This is a genomic window from Dehalococcoidia bacterium, from assembly GCA_035528575.1.
GTDB lineage: Bacteria > Chloroflexota > Dehalococcoidia > E44-bin15 > E44-bin15 > DATKYK01.
Window position 1 is genome coordinate 1 of sequence record DATKYK010000014.1, and the last position, 15,911, is coordinate 15,911.

A 15,911-nucleotide genomic window follows, 5' to 3' on the forward strand; every position below is an offset into this window, starting at 1 on the left:
GTGATGGGGCCATCGGGCATCGTGTGGGAAATGCAGCAGGTATACAAGAACTTCATCCGAGCGCTCGACGCGCACCTTTAGAATATTTATATATTCATAAAGATGTACTAGACAATTTTATATCACACGAGCTATGCAAAGCCAAAGCTACATGATAGGGAACGAATCTCCAATATAGAATGCAATTTAGCTATAGAACTAAAAATGGCGCTCTTCGGATTAGCTAATACGAGAGGGTAGAAATGACTAATAATTACACGGAGTGGTTTGGTCAAAGTGCCTGGGTTTACGCCGATGAAGATGTAGATTTCTTGCCCAGGCTCTTGAATATCATGAAAGATCACTTCCGAGGCTACGCCCAGTGGCAGAGCAACATTCATCTTGAGGAATACCCTCAATATCTATGTTCGGCGAAGTTCAACAGCGGTTCGGACGATATCGTACACCTGTGGCGTGACGGTCAGACATGGTGGCAAATATCAGGTGAATTCCGCGCAAAAGAAGAGGATAATGTCGAGCTAATGCTGAGAAAGTGCATCGATGATTATGCCAAGGAAAAAGGGGTTGTTTAAAAGTACGTGACCACTCTGTGATATGTTTGTGATCCCTAAGTGACGAGACTTTTTGAACAAGTTAAGTGGTCGTGAGCAGGAAATATTTCGACAATATAACTTGCTAAAATTTAAGGGAGGTCCCCCTTCGGGAGCCTCCCTAGTTTCTTGTTTGGAGCGGGAGAAGGGACTCGAACCCTCGACAACCTGCTTGGAAGGCAGGGACTCTACCAGCTGAGTTACTCCCGCAATTTCATAGCTATTTTAGCTACTTAAGGCTTCCATTTTCACCAAAAAGTTAGCGAAGCAGGCACCCCTTTTCTACCCCACCCAGTACTTTTTTGATTATTTCAATAGTATAACTTATGACTGATGTCGTCAAGGCATGGAGGATCTTATGAAAAACATAGACGGCATAACTGCACTTTATGGACAATCGCCAAATTACTGACCATTATAGAATACTGTTTGATTGATTATACGATCTGGACGATTGTGTAGTTATAACCGGCGGTGGATTCGAACCCTGGACACCCTGATTAAAAGTTATTGAGGGGAATATCCGTAGCTGGAGGAGCCCAAAAAACTGATTTTAACACCCTAACTCTCTATATTATACACTCCCAGATTCCAAATAGTCAGGGACTTATCGCTTAGACTCTCGACCGTAATCATTATAGCATTGATGGTATTTTATGCAATATATGTGATGCGGGTGTGATGAACATGTGATATTGGTTTTTAGATCTAAAATTACATCGTAAGGTTCTGCGAATAAGATAGAGGGCTATCTATTTTAAGATAGCCCTCATCAATTAATCTCTTTAACTTCTATTGTCCCATCCGAAGCTGTCTTTCAGGCCCCATACCATTTTGATGCTCTCCACCATCGCATTCACCATCGCCCGTACCATCGCATATACAATCGCATATACAATCGCCCGTACTATCGCATATACAATCGCATGTACAATACGTACCATCGCATATACAATCACCCGTGCCATCACATATACCATCGCCCACTGCGCTCTGCGGTCCAGCAGCATAAGCAACACTGGTAACAGCAAGTGCCACCACTGCTACAATAGCCAGAGCCATAGTCAGTACCATAATTTTTCTACTCATTTCATCACCTCCTTTCTTATTAACAGAGTCTTCTCTTTGACTCACTCTATATATAAGATTCTCCTAATAGCCAATCAACCTTATAAGAACAAAGCAAAGAGGCTCACCAGGTGTCTTAAGGTTTGCCGTTGCCAGTATTACCAGCGTCCTCAGGATTGCCTGCATCTTCAGGTTGGCCGGGGTCGGAATTACCAGCGTCCGCAGGCTCGCCCGCATCTTCAGGTTGGCCGGGGTCGGAATTACCAGCGTCCTCAGGATTACCCGCATCTTCAGGTTGGCCGGGGTCGGAATTACCAGCGTCCTCAGGCTCGCCCGCATCTTCAGGTTTGCCGGGGTCGGAATTACCCTGTTTCTTAGGGCTCACATCGGTAAATTCCTTATCTGGTCCACTTTCGGATATCTGTGGTTGAAGTATATACTTGCCACTATTTCCAGCCTCATGAACTGTGATATCAAAGACGAAGTTTACCAGAGAATCGTTTACAGAGAATGGCTTGCTGATATGTAGTTTGCCGCTGGGAAGTTTAACCGCTACTGTCTCATTCCCAACTAGATATCCCGTAACATCGCCCACGTAAATAAACAGCTTGCTGTACACGCCTGGAGTGACGTTTCCGCTCCAGATCTCAAGGGCGTTTTCACCTGTCAAGAGCCTCAGGTCGATCCCAGGTATTCCATCATCATCGGGATCGGGTATAGGGGCAAGGATTTCCCATGATTCTGAGCTGTTGCCCTGCTGGATACCTATTGAGGTGATATCTACATAGAGATGTTCGAAATCTTCGATATCATTAACCTCATCGCTTATTAGTAATCTAAAATTGGCCTGTAATACCAGCTCTTCACCGGGACCGTTTGGCGATAGCGCTGGTAGAACGGCAAAGTAGCCGATCAGCGCTATAAGTACAACTGCTATCACAGTGGAAAATGCTGGTGACCAGCGGGGCAGCATACGAAATATAGGACGTCGTATTTCTCCCCTATTTCCCACTTTGTTAATAGCGTTATTAAATCGTTGCGTCGCTATCGACTTTGCCTGTAAAGAAGGTATGAATTGAATGGGAGTCTGTATCTCAACCATAGTTCTAAGAAGAGGCTCTAATTCTTCAGCATGATTTGGATACCTAGCTAGGCAATGCTCCAGTCTATCACCACTATTAATGCGGCTGATACACTCGTCTAAAATCTCGTCGAATCTTTTACTCATCTTGCACCATTTTTAACGATTGTTCTTCATTCAATAAGTTACGCAACGCTTTGATGGCCGCGCTCTGCAGTTCACGCACGGCTCCCGGCCGTTTTTTCAATACCTGTCCTGCTTCCTCTGATGTCAGTTCACCAAAAAACCGGAGCTCAATCACCTTACGTTGGGATTCAGTAAGTCGGCCAAGTGCTCTTTTTACTCTCGTTACTTCGAATTCCATCATCGCCTCTGCCTCTGGATCTGATTCTGCTTTTATAGATACTGTATCAACCGGTACCGTCTTTTGGTTTTTTACTTTCCGATAATGATCCACGATTAAATTGTGTGCTATCCTGAATAGCCACGCTTGCATTGGCACTCCTCGTTCTTTATATGAATCCAGGGACTCAAGGGCTCTCAGGAATACTTCACCAGCCAACTCTTCTGCATCTGCTTGATTACCAAGACGAACGAAAGCATAGCGGGAAATTCGGTCGTAATAGCTTTCGTACAAAGCTGCGAGCTGAGCCTCGTTATCCCTTCGTTTTCTGCTTCTTCTATCCAATGTCTTAATACTTTATTGAAGAGGACAATTAAATTATTTAATGCCAAGTATATCATGATAACACGCACGCTTAACTACCAGTATCAAGTTGGACTACCTAACCTACTCATAAATTGTACTAGTGATATAAGTGTTGCTTATATCACCCCAGAATTCTAATTTAACAGAGTGAAGACTGGTATCTCCTTCTCTTTTTAAAACTGTAAACTATTTTGTTCCCACTTATATATAACGAAAATGCGGCAATTGTGTCAGGTTATTGGATGTGGCCTATCTGACCTTCACAATTGGGCGGAATGTTGGTCACGTTCCGTCAGATTGTGCAACAATGAAGCTATGCATCAGCGAGATAAAGTGACTAGTAGGCTTTTTGTAGCTAAGGCAGAATTGAGGTAGATTGCATAGGGAGGTGGTGGGTGTTACATGGGGGAAAAACCGATGTGACAAGTATGGTTTCTGGGGGCTAATTAATCTCGGTTAACTCTATATAATAAACCTTGCTTGGTTGTTACTCATCCTTTACTAGAGATGCATTTACCCGGCTAGTTCTTTCCTGGCTATGGTTGTGAACGAGTTGTAATAGATCTTGGAATGCACCCCTTTAGAACTGGACTATCGTCGCATACCTAAAATACTTTCTGCTTCAAGCTGAATAGACCTGGCTACATTGCAATCGAAAAGGGCTATCGGGGCAAAAAGCCGCATACGATGATCCACATGACCGAACAAGGCCGGAACGCGTTTAAAGAGTACAAGGACAGAATGCAGGAAGTATTATCTAGTCTGCCGGATTGAACCATCTGCCCATGTTTGCATGTATTGTGGGTGAGAAGAAGATCTTTCCACTCATAATACATATCACAAAATGATGTATACTCTGTGTCGCTGCGTTATTCTCCAGTCACTGCAATTAATTAGCTCCCTAAGCTGTTATTGTGAATTCATGATGTCCGGAAGAAATCAAGAACCATTGGAAATCATGCAAATCAACCAGTTCTACTAACTGGAACGTCTCTCCATATACTTGAATGCCCGCAAATGTTATTGACAGAAGTGACTTGGTGTCGTATTATATCGGCAGACGGTATAGCGGTATATGATATATCATTGACTGATATAAAGGATGACTTCAATGTTGCGAGATGATACTAGCAAATACCTCCCTCTGACTGAGTCCACATATTATATCATGCTGACTCTGGTCAAACCTCTTCACGGATACGCGGTCATGCAGAAGATAGAGGAAATCAGCAACGGCACAGTCAAGGTTGGCCCCGGGACCTTATATGGGGCGTTCACATCATTAGAGAAAGAGGGGCTGATTGTTAAGGTCAAGGAGGAGGAACGACGAAAGAGCTATGTTCTAACGCCAAAAGGGAAGAAGGTACTAATGAACCAGATAAAGCGATTGGAAATGATGACCCGAAACGGTCTATCCGTCATAGACCTGTTGTGACCGAAACCCATGGTATGAGGAGGAAGTGATGGAAGAAAATACTATCCGAAAAATCAAATGGTTTTGGCCTTGGCAGGATGAACAAGAAGAGGCATGGCTCAGGAACATGTCCCAAAAGGGTTGGCACCTATCTTCAGTAGGGTTACCGTGTATCTACAGATTTCGGGCTGGTGAGCAGCGGGATTACGTCTACCGCCTAGATTATCAGACGTTTCCAAAGAAGGATAAACAAGAATATCAACAGTTATTCCGCGATGCCGGTTGGGAGCATATTGGCGAAATGTCTGCCTGGCAATACTCCCGTAAGGAAATTAAGGAAGGAGAGACTCTGGAAATCTTCACTGATGTTGAGTCCAAAGTGACGAAGTATAAGAGAGTGCTGGCTTTTCTGGCTTTCTTCGTTGTAATTTTGATAGCGCCATTGCCTAACATATGGAGTGATCCTCCGTACTCCTGGTCCTACTCCTTGTGGATCATCCTTCGGGTCATTTCTCTTCTGGCTATGGGGGTTTTCATGTATGCCATCATCAAAATCATGCTAAGGATCGGACAGCTGAGAAAGCTTTGAAAAGGTCACTGATAAGGATATGACAATACGGACGCTTGTGTTAACTTGGGAACAATAACGGAATATTGGTAAATGGAGTGTTGCAGAAGACCGTTGCGTTTCTTGTATAATTATTCGCTAGAGAGCCTTTAGGCAAGGAGACGTATAATTCAAAGACGCAAGGAGGTTTTAGGATGTCTTGTGAAATGCCTAGATGCAAGATCACTGTACTCAAGAGGACTATCAACCAAGATTTGATTGATGAGTATTTAGTCGATGAATACAAAGGCACTGGTCTCTGCGAGTGTTTCAGAGAAGGACAGGAGCTTGTGATTGAGGACTACTCAGTAGTGCCTGAGGGTTTCTGTGCGACGATGACCTTTCCAATCGGGTAAGGAGTCTGGCAGAGATCTATGAGATTCCAATCTACTGCCTCGCTGAGCACCTGCTACAGCTGGGCCTGGCCCACATGGCCGTCGAATTGAGAGACAATCCTGAAAGCTTCAAGCAGGTTATGAAGGAGCATCAGGATCACCTGGTCGACTACCACCTACTTGTGAAAAAGCTGGGCGAGGATCAACATGAGCGTGAACTCGTCGCCCAACATGCCGAGCTCACCCCGGAACAAAAAGAGCAGGTCGAGGCAGTTATCGATTTGGTCAAGAAGATGAGCGAGGAGGGCATGCCCCACCCAATAGTCATGAAGGCAGTGGAAATAGTGGCAGCGAGGTTAGACGAACGACGGAAAAAGGTAGAGAATATGCGGTAAACCCAGTCGGCAGTTGAGCTCTAACCCAATGGTACACTCTTTAATGAAACACGTAGCACCCTGCCGCCATGCGTCATTAACGCTCCACCAGCAGCAGCCGAACTGTGGCGAGACTTTTTTTATGAAGCACTAAATGAGCTAGCAAGAATCGATTTTACTATCTATGGTCGGGGTGGGCGGGTTCGAACCGCCGACCTCATGGTCCCAAACCATTCCTGCATAGATGTGTGTGAATCCGGCGACACTCATATGGATTATAGAGACACCCTGTGCATACCCCGTAATTCGATCATTAGTGTTGATGTTCTGGGGGAAGTTGAAATGTGGTAGCAGGAGGGCCATGTTCTTGCCTGCCTTCGCATATACAAAGCTTTTTAAAGATATATTTTTAAAAGGTAGGAAAACTGCACTTTATGGGACAATTCGGCTACAAATGCTAGCTTAAAAGGGTGGAGTCGCTGCCTAATTACGCTAATTTGGTATCTGGATCGGCGCACAACAGCTTTGGGGGTGGAGACCCTGCTTAATTAGCAAGGGAGATAGCCTTCTATATAGCTTAGGAAAAACAAGGTAGTGAGTCGAAATCGCATTTTTAGTCCTCTGTAGATACAAAACATTGACTCACTGCCTTCTGATTATGGTGTCAGGTCCCTCTTTTTCACCAGTTATTAGCAACCATTTACAATAGTTCCACATTTGACTACGATGTGCTCATCAGGAAACAAACACCGGTTATGGTAAGGCAGCGGCGTTAATGTGATTCGCGATCCCCCCTGCCATTGCTTCTTGACAGCGCATTGGGGAGATGGTATATTCCCCCTACACCTAAGGTAACTCCTATCCGAAGGCTAGTTTCGTATCATATTACCTTATCAGGCATTCCCCAGCGAAAGGAGGTATAGATGGGAACCCATAGAGGAAAGATCCTGGATGTCAATTTAAGCACCGGAGCCGTCAAGACCACGAAAATGGAAGAGGATGTGCTGCGAAAATTCATCGGGGGCAGTGGGTTGGCGGCCAAACTGTTTTTTGACCGCGTTCCCCCAGATGTTGAGCCATTGTCCGATAAGAACGTACTCTTTCTGATAGCTGGTCCGCTGTCAGGGACTAACTTTCCCACATCGTCACGCCTTGTGGCAGCCTTCAAATCACCTCAGACCGGCATCTGGGGGCAGGCCTCAGCTGGAGGTAGCTTTGCTGCCGAGATGAAAAAGGCAGGCTACGACGGAATCGCGATATCAGGTGCCTCAAGCAAGCCTGTCTACCTGGTGATTGAGGATGACAAGGTGGAGATCAAAGACGCCGCCGACCTTTGGGGCAAGGACTGTTACGAAACGACCGACATCCTCAAAGAGCGGCACGGGGCGAAGGCGGACATGCTGGAGATTGGTACGGCGGGTGAGAACCTGGTGAAGTTCGCCAGCGTATTGAACGGCAAGTGGGGCTTCATCGGCCGCTGCGGTGGGGGAGCGGTGATGGGCTCCAAGAAGCTGAAGGCGGTCGTCATCCGTGGCACCGGTAAGGTTGAGCCGGCTTTCCCCGAGGAGTATGCCAAAATACGTAAGACCGTTCTGAAAAAGATCAAGGAGAGCGTCCAAACGCAGTTCATTAATTCTGCCGGCACAGCCGTGGCTATAGAGGTTAACGCCTTTACCGGTGTCCTGCCGGTGAAGAACTTCACCGTGGGGGACGGTAGTGCCTTTGGGCCCAAGCTAACTGGCACCGTTATTACTGCACAGTATCTGATCAAGCCACATGCCTGCATAACCTGCCCCATTGCGTGCAAGAGAACTGTCAGGGTAGCAGAGGGACCCTACGCGATAGAGGAAGGGCCCGGACCTCAGTATGAGACAGTCTCTGCACTTGGAAACCTCCTCATGATTGACGACCTGGCCGCGGTACTCAAGATGGGCGAGACGGCTAATAGATACGGCGTGGACACCATTAGCTGCGGCGGTACCATCGCCTTTGCTATGGAGTGCTTTGAGAAAGGCATTATCACCTCTAAGGATCTCGATGGTGGCCAGTTGAGATGGGGAAATCCGGATGATGTTCTGGCAATAATGGAAAAGATCGCCAAACGCCAGGGCTTCGGCGACGTGCTGGCGGAGGGCAGCCGAAGCGCTGCCAAGAAGATCGGCAAGAATGCAGAGGACTATACAGTAGAGATCAAGGGTCTTGAGTTACCTCAGTACGACCCTCGGGGGGCCCACGGACATGGCCTGAGTTTCATGACGTCAAACCGTGGTGCCTGTCACGTCGCATCTACCATAGGCTCGGTCGAAAATAACTGGGTATCCACCTGGTCAGATGTTGGTATAACTAGCGGATATGATCCCAAGGCGGACGAGGGCAAAGGTGAGTTGAACGTTACATGCGAAAGCCTGGACATGTTATCAAATTCATCGACGCTGTGCCGATTCTCGCTCATGGCCATGGCTATTACCGATCTGGCCGAGGCGCTGAAGGCTGCCACCGGCTTTGACTACGACCTCGACGAGATCATGGAATGCGGCGAACGAATCTGGATGCTACAAAGAGGTCTAAACAACCTCATGGGCGTCACGGCTGCGGATGACCGAATGCCCAAGCGAATTCTGACTCCTCACACTGATGGTCTGGCTGCGGGCTCGGTGCCCAACGTAGAACTCATGCTCAAGGATTACTACAAGGCAAGGGGACTGGATGCCAACGGTCGTCCATTGAAGGAGAAGCTAAACAGTTTGGGGCTGTCCGATCTTGCTGCGAAGCTTCATAAGTAGCGGCTTTCTCGCCATGAGAGTGGCCCGTGAGGTGGTTGAGGGTCCTTGCTCCTTCTCCTACAGAGGGAGATGATTCGAAGAGTGAAGAAATTGTGGGCGGGTAATCGGCGTAGCCACGATTTCCCACGGAGGCTATCTTGAAGGCGCTGGTTACTGGTGCTACGGGATATTTGGGGAGCCATATTGTTGAACGCTTGCTAGAGCAGGGACATGAGGTGCGTGCCCTGGCCCGCAAGACATCCGACATACGTCACTTAAAGACCACCGGGGCTGAGATCGTCTTCCACGACATTGAGGATTACGATAGCCTCGTCCCTGCGGTCGACGGGGTGGATGTGGTTTTCCATGCTGCGGCTAGGGTGATGCCGGGATGGGGGGTGTGGGAGGATTTCGAGAATTGCATCGTTAGGGGCACCGAGAATATGCTTAAAGCCAGCGCCGAGGCCAAGGTCTCTCGCTTTTTGTATGTCAGCTCCGTCACCGTGATGGGCAGGGCGGCTTTGGTCGATACCCCTGCAGCCGAGACCGCACCATACGACCTTGAATTCAATCGCGACACCTACTATGACTGGGCCAAGATGAAGGGCGAGCAGTTGGCTATCGACTACCACAAACAGGGCAGGCTCCCGGTCACCGTGGTCCGCCCGGGTATGGTTTATGGGACCCGTTGCCGACTCCTCACCGACCGGGTCTTCCGTTACACCAAAATGCCTATCGGGGTGTGGCCGGGAAGGGAGAATGCCAGAACGGCTCTGGTATACGTAACCGATGTTGCCGATTGTATCATTCTGGCAGCCACTAATGAGAAGGCTGTTGGTCAGGTCTACAACGTCGCCTCCCCAGAGGAGGGTCGGTTTCGAGACCTCATCGCTGCCATGTGCCGGGCCGCGGGCAAACCAGTGCCCCTGCTGACCATTCCCGTAAGTTTGCTCTACGCCACGGCTGGGGTGCTGGAGTTGTGGGCCAGGCTGTGGCGAAACAGGAACCTCCCGTTTCTCACCCGCTCCGATGTGCGGTTTCTCCGCGAGGGGATGCACGTTGATGGCTCCAAAGCCATGAGGGAGCTGGGGTGGGAGCCCAAGGTCTCATTGGAGGAGGGTTGTCGGCACTACGTCCAGTGGCGGCAGGATCAGAAAAGGAAATGATCGACAGGCACCCGGCGGGATGGGGCTTGGTGAAAGTGGAGTCATGGAGTATTCATCTAAAGCGCTCTACGATTCTTACCCCGACGGGGGAAAGAGTGACTTCTTCGCCGCCTATATGTACCTGAAGTATATCGACCACTTTATCCACCATGCGCTCACCTGATGGGGCGCGCCGATGCGATCGAAGGTGTCATGGCATGGCTGGAACGGCGGACGCCAGAGTGGAAACTCAGCGTAAACGACGACTGGCCTGAGTGGCCGAGATAATATAATTGACAGGTGATGGCAAACTAACGTATCTTATGGGTTTGGAAAACTGAATAAAAATATTTAGGAGGTGTTTTTTAATGGTTGGGATAACATCGTATGGTGCCTACATCCCGTGGCACCGGATAGACCGGCAGAATTTCCTTAAAGCCTGGGGGGGCTTTGCCATGCCCGGAGAGAAGGCGGTGGCCAGCTACGATGAGGATAGCCTGACCATGTCTGTAGAGGCAGCCATAGACTGCCTGAGAGACACAGACCCGCATACGGTGGACGGTCTCTTTTTCGCCACTACCACCTCCCCCTACAAGGAGAAGCAGTGCTCGGCCTTGATAGCTATGCCACTGGACATGCGTAAGGATATCCGGACTGCCGATATAACTACCTCGCTGCGCTCGGGTACAACCGCCGTGGGACTGGCTTGTGATACTATTAAAGCCGGTACGGCAAGCAGCATCCTGGTAACCGTGGCTGACAGCCGCATGGCGGCCCCGGGCGGCATGATGGAGCAGGGCCTGGGTGACGGCGCTGCTGCCCTTCTTCTGGGTAAGGATAATGTCATTGCCGAGATTCAGGAGTCCTATTCTATCTCTGATGAGCTGGCGGGGACGTGGCGGTCTGAGAGCGATACCTTCGTGCGCTCGTGGGAAGACCGTATGATACTGGACGAGGGCTATTCCAAGCTTCTCCCCGAGGCCATATCCGGACTGATGAAGAAGTGTGGTCTCTCGCCTGGAGACTTCGCCAAGGCGGTTTTCGATCCCTCCGGCGATGTGAGAAGGCACGGGCGGGCAGCGGCGGCGCTGGGGTTCGACCCCTCTCAGCTCCAGGACCCGCTCAGCGTGTTTATGAATGTGGGTATCACCGGCTGTGCAATGGCCCCGATGATGCTGGTAAGTGCTCTGGAAGAGGCTAAGCCTGGAGATAAGATACTCTTTGCCGGCTATGGAAACGGTGTAGACGCATTCCTCCTGGAGGTAACCGATGCCATAGAGAAGCTTGGGGAGCGCCGCGGGATGAAAAGCCATTTGGAGTCTAAGCACATGCTGGAAAACTATAACGACTATCTGCGCTGGCGCGAGCTGGTTCCTCTGGAGATGGCGAGGAGGCCCGAAAAGCAGCACATCCGCTTATCGGCCATATGGCGGGAGAGGAGGGTGCTGCTGGGACTCTGGGGCGTCAAGTGCAGGCGCTGCGGCACCCCGCAGTATGACAACGGTGCCATGAGCACGTCACCCATCCGCGTGTGTGCCGAGTGCCAGGCTCAGGATGATTTTGAGGACTATAACTTTGCCGGGAGGAAAGCCAAGGTCTTCAGCTTCACCCATGATCAACTGGCCCAGGTCGCCGATCCCCCCGCATCAGTTGTGCTGATCGACTTTGAGGGCGGTGGTAGGGCTTTCTTCGATCTCACCGACCGGGACCCGGACAAGATTGAGGTGGGGATGGAGGTGGAGATGACCTTCAGGAAGATGCAATTCGATCGGGGTATCACCAACTATTTCTGGAAGGCCAGGCCGATAAGGTGTTAAAGGAGGTAAGAGATGTCAGGGAGCATTAAAGACAAAGTCGCCATTGTAGGTATGGGCTGCACCAGGTTTGGTGAGCTATGGGATAAAGGCCCCGGCGACCTGATTGTGGATGCGGTGAGCGAGGCCTACGCCGATGCCGGCGTTGAGGCTAAAGATATCGAGGCTGTGTGGGTGGGTAACCTTTTCAGTGGAATGGGGGGTCGCTCCGTCAGCGAGCCGTTGAAGCTGCAGTACATTCCTGTTACCCGGGTAGAGAATGCCTGCGCCTCTGGCCACGAGGCGATAAGGGGTGCCTCCTATGCTGTAGCCGCCGGTGTTTACGACGTTTGCATGGCGGTGGGTTTCGAGAAGCTGAAAGATGCGGGTATAAGCGGCCTGCCGGGAATGGAGAATCACACCAACACCCACTATCAGTCGAGCCCGCCCGGGATGTTCGCCATTATGGCTACCACGTACTTTAACCGCTATGGTTTGAGCCCCGAAGAGGGTAAGACCATGCTGGCCAAAATCTCGATTAAGAGCCACCATAACGGCTCGCTGAATCCCAAGGCCCACTACAGGCGGGAGCTAACCCTGGAGCAGGTGTTAACTGCACCCATCATCGCCTGGCCGCTGGGGCTCTTCGACTGCTGTGGCGTCTCCGACGGCGCTGCCGCTGCTATCGTCACCCGCGCCGATATGGCAAAAAAGTTCCGCCCCGACCCGGTGTATATAAAGGCCCTTCAGATAAGCGCTAGCCCCACATCGGGCCGTATGACCTCGGAGTATGACTACACCCATGTCGAGGAGGCCTACCGTGCCGGCGTGGCTGCCTACAAAGAGGCGGGGGTCAAGGAACCGCGAAAGGAAATAAGCATGGCAGAGGTCCACGACTGCTTCTCTATCACCGAGGCAGTCGCTATGGAGGACCTCCAGTTCAGCCCCAGGGGGCGGGTGAAGGAGGATATCGAAGCGGGCACTTTCCACCTCGATGGTGAGTTGCCAGTGCAACCAGATGGAGGGCTCAAGTGCTTCGGACACCCTATAGGCGCTTCCGGCATAAGGATGACTTACGAGCTCTACCTCCAGCTCCAGGGCAGGGCTGATAAACGCCAGATAAAAGACCCCAAGCTGGGTCTGGCCCACAACATGGGGAACGAGCCCTATGCACCGGTAGTCAGCGTATGCGTTTTCGGGCTTTGACCAGGTGGAAGTAGTTGTTAGTGACCCCGTCGGGGAGGTGGATGGCACAGGGAAGTCCACCCGTCCTGCTGATGCGGTAGTTAAAGCGATTAAGGATGCGGGGGTTGACCCCCAGGATATCCCGGCAGAATGGTTGGGAAACTGGAAGGATAAAGCATATCTACTTGACTACAGTATGTAATACCATGGCCGCTGGCACTACTGAGGTCGCTCGGAATGCTATAGCCATTATGGGATTGGGGCTGCCAAGAGAGCCTAAAAGAGAACCTAAGCAATTAATCACCATAAAGGGGGAACTATATGGATCTGGCTTTTAGCGAAGAACAGGAAATGCTGTCCAAGTCGGCTCGTGACTTCCTGGCTAACAAATGCCCTAAAACCCTGGTTCGGGAGATGGAGGAGGATGAACGAGGATACCCCCCTGAGCTTTGGAAGGAGATGGCTGATCTGGGCTGGCTGGGACTTCCTTTCCCTGAGAAATATGAGGGTGGAGGATTCAGCTTCCTCGACCTGATAGTGCTCCTAGAAGAGATGGGGCGCGCTTGTCTTCCCGGCCCCTTCCTCTCCACCGTAGTCCTTGGCGGTTTACCCATCCTTGAGTGGGGGGGAGAGGAGCAAAAGCAATATTTCCTGCCCAAGATATGTAAAGGAGAGGCAATCCTCACTCTAGCTCTTACCGAACCCAGCGCCAGGTATGACGCTGCCTCTATCCGGACTTCGGCTACACCCGAAGGAGATGACTATCTCATAAGCGGGATAAAACTCTTCGTTCCTGACGCCCACATTGCAGACTGGATAATTTGTGTCACCAGGACAGCAGAAACAGCCAAACCTGAAGAAGGAATCACTCTCTTTATGGTAGATGCCAAGAGCCCTGGGATAAGCATCCTGGTGCTTAGAACCATTGCTGGAGACAAGCAGTGCGAGCTGACCCTGGAAAAGGTGAGAGTACCTCGGGGAAATATCTTGGGTCAATTGGGTCAGGGCTGGGAAATGGTGCAGCGGATTATGGAATGGGCAGCGCTTGCCAAGTCCGCAGAAATGGTAGGTGGGAATCAGCAAGTCATGGAGATGACCATTGATTATGCCAAGGAAAGGATACAGTTTGACCGTCCCATTGGCAGTTTCCAGACCATCCAGCATTATCTAGCTGACATGTCCATCGATGTCGATAGCGCTCGAGTCAGTTTATACAAAGCGGCATGGATGCTCAGTGAGGGGCTCCCCTGCACCAAGGAGATCTCCGTTATCAAAGGATGGATCAGCGACGCCTATAGAAGGGTGGCTACTCAAGCACACCAGATCCACGGCGCAATCGGCTTCACCAAAGAGCACGACCTGGAGCTTTACTTCAGGAGGGCAAAGGCTGGGGAGGTATTCTTCGGGGATGCCGATTATCATCGCGAGATTGTAGCCCAACAACTGGGGCTCTAGGCCAGCGAAAGGAGTGTTATGGACTTTCTTATCACTGAAGAGGAGAAGGCCTTCCAAAAGGAGGTAAGGGATTTCATTGAGGAGGTGTTTCAGGAGGTGCTACCTGCTGATTGGCAGGGGGTAGACCCTGGACCTGAAGAGGAGGAGAGGGAGGAGGTTTATCCGCTTGCCGTGGAGGTATGGCGCAGGCTGGGGGCTAAAGGTTGGATAGGGTTGGGCTGGCCCAAGGAATATGGAGGTCAGGGATACTTGGCGAAGGACTGGATCCTTAAGGAGGAGCTAATCTACCAGGGGGTACCGGGGATGGACCCTGCCGTCGTTCAAGGCGACCTGATTTTGGCGTTCGGCACCGAGGAGCAAAAGAAGAGATTCATCCCTCCCATTGCCCGCGGAGAAGTAAAATATGCCATAGGGATGAGCGAGCCCAATGTCGGCTCAGATATGTTCGCACTTCAATTGAAGGCCGTAGAGGAAGAAGACTGCTATGTCCTTAATGGACAGAAAACCTGGAACAGCGGTATCCACCGTGCCGACTGGTGCGTGGTTTATGCTCGAACTGACCCTAACGCCCCCAAGAAGCATCTGGGGATCAGCGTTTTCATTATCGATCCCAAGAGCCCGGGGATTACCATGCGCCAAATAACGCAGATGACCGGGCTTGGCGCCTTTTGTGAGGTCTTCTATGACGATGTCAGGGTTCCCAAAGAGAACCTTCTCGGGGAGAAGAACAAAGGGAAGGATGTAAGTATGCATGCCTTCGCTATTGAGAGAACCTACGGGCTCGTCATCCTCCACAATGCCAGGAGATACTTTGATCAGTTGGTGCAGTATTGCAGGGAGACCTACACCAATGGGCAGCCTTTGGCCAAGGATCCTGTCATTCGGAATAGACTGGCTGAGATGGCTATTGAGATCGAAGTAGGGTGCAACATGGGTGAAAGAATAAACTGGATGACAAGCCAGGACATGCTCACTGTGCTCCCGAGCTGCCAGAATAAGATCTATGGCGCCTGTGTTGCTCAGAGGGTGGCCAGTCTGGGAATGCAAATCCTTGGGCTCTATGGGCAGCTGGATGAGAAATCCAAGTGGGCGCAGCTGGGGGGCAGGATGAGGCATATGTATCTAAGCTCAAGGGCTTGGAGTCTTGCCGGTGGCACCAGTGAGATGTCCAGGAATATTATCGCTGGAAAATACGGACTAGGATTGCCCAGCTAAGAACTGCCAGGGAGGGCAATGGGCTTCCGCTTTACTGAAGAGGAGGAAGCCTTTGTCTTAGCGTTCTTGCCCTCAAGGAAGCCATTGGTATAGGGATAGTCGAAGTAGTTGAGGATATCCTCGCGCCAGGTTTGCAGTGTGGTTTCTCCCCAAGATACAAAGGTCGGTGGGTGCTTTC

Annotated in this window: 16 protein-coding genes and 2 tRNA genes; 12 read left to right on the plus strand and 6 right to left on the minus strand. The window is 50.4% G+C overall.

Annotated features, from left to right (window positions below):
* Positions 1-242 precede the first annotated feature (242 nt).
* On the plus strand, positions 243-572 hold the full coding sequence (locus VMX96_01935; protein HUU62669.1) for a hypothetical protein: 330 nt from the start codon (positions 243-245) through the stop codon (positions 570-572).
* 152 nt (positions 573-724) lie between these two features.
* Here VMX96_01935 and VMX96_01940 read toward each other — a convergent pair.
* The 4 genes from VMX96_01940 to VMX96_01955 form a co-directional block, all read right to left on the minus strand.
* Positions 725-800 (minus strand) — tRNA-Gly (locus VMX96_01940).
* A 582-nt stretch (positions 801-1,382) separates the two neighbouring features.
* Positions 1,383-1,679, minus strand: coding sequence for a hypothetical protein (locus VMX96_01945; GenBank protein HUU62670.1), 297 nt, complete (start codon positions 1,677-1,679; stop codon positions 1,383-1,385).
* A 115-nt stretch (positions 1,680-1,794) separates the two neighbouring features.
* On the minus strand, positions 1,795-2,598 hold the full coding sequence (locus tag VMX96_01950) for a DUF4382 domain-containing protein (protein ID HUU62671.1): 804 nt from the start codon (positions 2,596-2,598) through the stop codon (positions 1,795-1,797).
* A 280-nt stretch (positions 2,599-2,878) separates the two neighbouring features.
* The gene (locus tag VMX96_01955) at positions 2,879-3,427 is read right to left on the minus strand and encodes a sigma-70 family RNA polymerase sigma factor (GenBank protein ID HUU62672.1); all 549 of its coding nucleotides are present in this window, start codon (positions 3,425-3,427) and stop codon (positions 2,879-2,881) included.
* A 1,132-nt stretch (positions 3,428-4,559) separates the two neighbouring features.
* Between VMX96_01955 and VMX96_01960 the strand changes: the two genes are divergently transcribed.
* The 4 genes from VMX96_01960 to VMX96_01975 all read left to right on the plus strand — a co-directional run bounded on the left by VMX96_01960 (position 4,560) and on the right by VMX96_01975 (position 6,199).
* The gene (locus tag VMX96_01960; GenBank protein HUU62673.1) at positions 4,560-4,883 is read left to right on the plus strand and encodes a PadR family transcriptional regulator; all 324 of its coding nucleotides are present in this window, start codon (positions 4,560-4,562) and stop codon (positions 4,881-4,883) included.
* A gap of 28 nt (positions 4,884-4,911) precedes the next feature.
* Entirely contained in the window at positions 4,912-5,451 is a 540-nt protein-coding gene (locus VMX96_01965) for a DUF2812 domain-containing protein (GenBank protein HUU62674.1), read from the plus strand.
* A 185-nt stretch (positions 5,452-5,636) separates the two neighbouring features.
* A complete protein-coding gene (locus tag VMX96_01970) occupies positions 5,637-5,825 on the plus strand; it encodes a hypothetical protein (GenBank protein ID HUU62675.1) in 189 nt (62 codons plus the stop codon).
* Between the two features lie 74 nt (positions 5,826-5,899).
* On the plus strand, positions 5,900-6,199 hold the full coding sequence (locus VMX96_01975; GenBank protein HUU62676.1) for a hypothetical protein: 300 nt from the start codon (positions 5,900-5,902) through the stop codon (positions 6,197-6,199).
* A gap of 164 nt (positions 6,200-6,363) precedes the next feature.
* On the opposite strand, the gene VMX96_01980 is transcribed toward VMX96_01975, so the two are convergent.
* A tRNA-Pro gene (locus VMX96_01980) sits at positions 6,364-6,469 on the minus strand.
* A gap of 632 nt (positions 6,470-7,101) precedes the next feature.
* Here VMX96_01980 and VMX96_01985 point away from each other — a divergent pair.
* The 7 genes from VMX96_01985 (at position 7,102) to VMX96_02015 (ending at position 15,733) form a co-directional block, all read left to right on the plus strand.
* A complete protein-coding gene (locus VMX96_01985) occupies positions 7,102-8,961 on the plus strand; it encodes an aldehyde ferredoxin oxidoreductase family protein (GenBank protein HUU62677.1) in 1,860 nt (619 codons plus the stop codon).
* 137 nt (positions 8,962-9,098) lie between these two features.
* Entirely contained in the window at positions 9,099-10,106 is a 1,008-nt protein-coding gene (locus tag VMX96_01990; protein ID HUU62678.1) for an NAD-dependent epimerase/dehydratase family protein, read from the plus strand.
* Between the two features lie 347 nt (positions 10,107-10,453).
* Positions 10,454-11,902 (plus strand): OB-fold domain-containing protein, encoded by a 1,449-nt coding sequence (locus tag VMX96_01995; protein ID HUU62679.1) that lies wholly within the window; start codon positions 10,454-10,456, stop codon positions 11,900-11,902.
* A gap of 12 nt (positions 11,903-11,914) precedes the next feature.
* The gene (locus VMX96_02000) at positions 11,915-13,084 is read left to right on the plus strand and encodes an acetyl-CoA acetyltransferase (GenBank protein HUU62680.1); all 1,170 of its coding nucleotides are present in this window, start codon (positions 11,915-11,917) and stop codon (positions 13,082-13,084) included.
* A 4-nt stretch (positions 13,085-13,088) separates the two neighbouring features.
* Positions 13,089-13,265 carry a hypothetical protein gene (locus VMX96_02005; GenBank protein ID HUU62681.1) on the plus strand — a complete coding sequence of 59 codons (177 nt, stop codon included), beginning with the start codon at positions 13,089-13,091 and terminating at the stop codon, positions 13,263-13,265.
* 119 nt (positions 13,266-13,384) lie between these two features.
* The gene (locus tag VMX96_02010; protein ID HUU62682.1) at positions 13,385-14,518 is read left to right on the plus strand and encodes an acyl-CoA dehydrogenase family protein; all 1,134 of its coding nucleotides are present in this window, start codon (positions 13,385-13,387) and stop codon (positions 14,516-14,518) included.
* 18 nt (positions 14,519-14,536) lie between these two features.
* A complete protein-coding gene (locus tag VMX96_02015; GenBank protein ID HUU62683.1) occupies positions 14,537-15,733 on the plus strand; it encodes an acyl-CoA dehydrogenase family protein in 1,197 nt (398 codons plus the stop codon).
* On the opposite strand, the gene VMX96_02020 is transcribed toward VMX96_02015, so the two are convergent.
* Positions 15,730-15,911, minus strand: a 182-nt coding sequence (locus tag VMX96_02020; GenBank protein HUU62684.1) for a transposase, incomplete at its 5' end; no start/stop codon positions are given. The genes VMX96_02015 and VMX96_02020 overlap by 4 nt on opposite strands.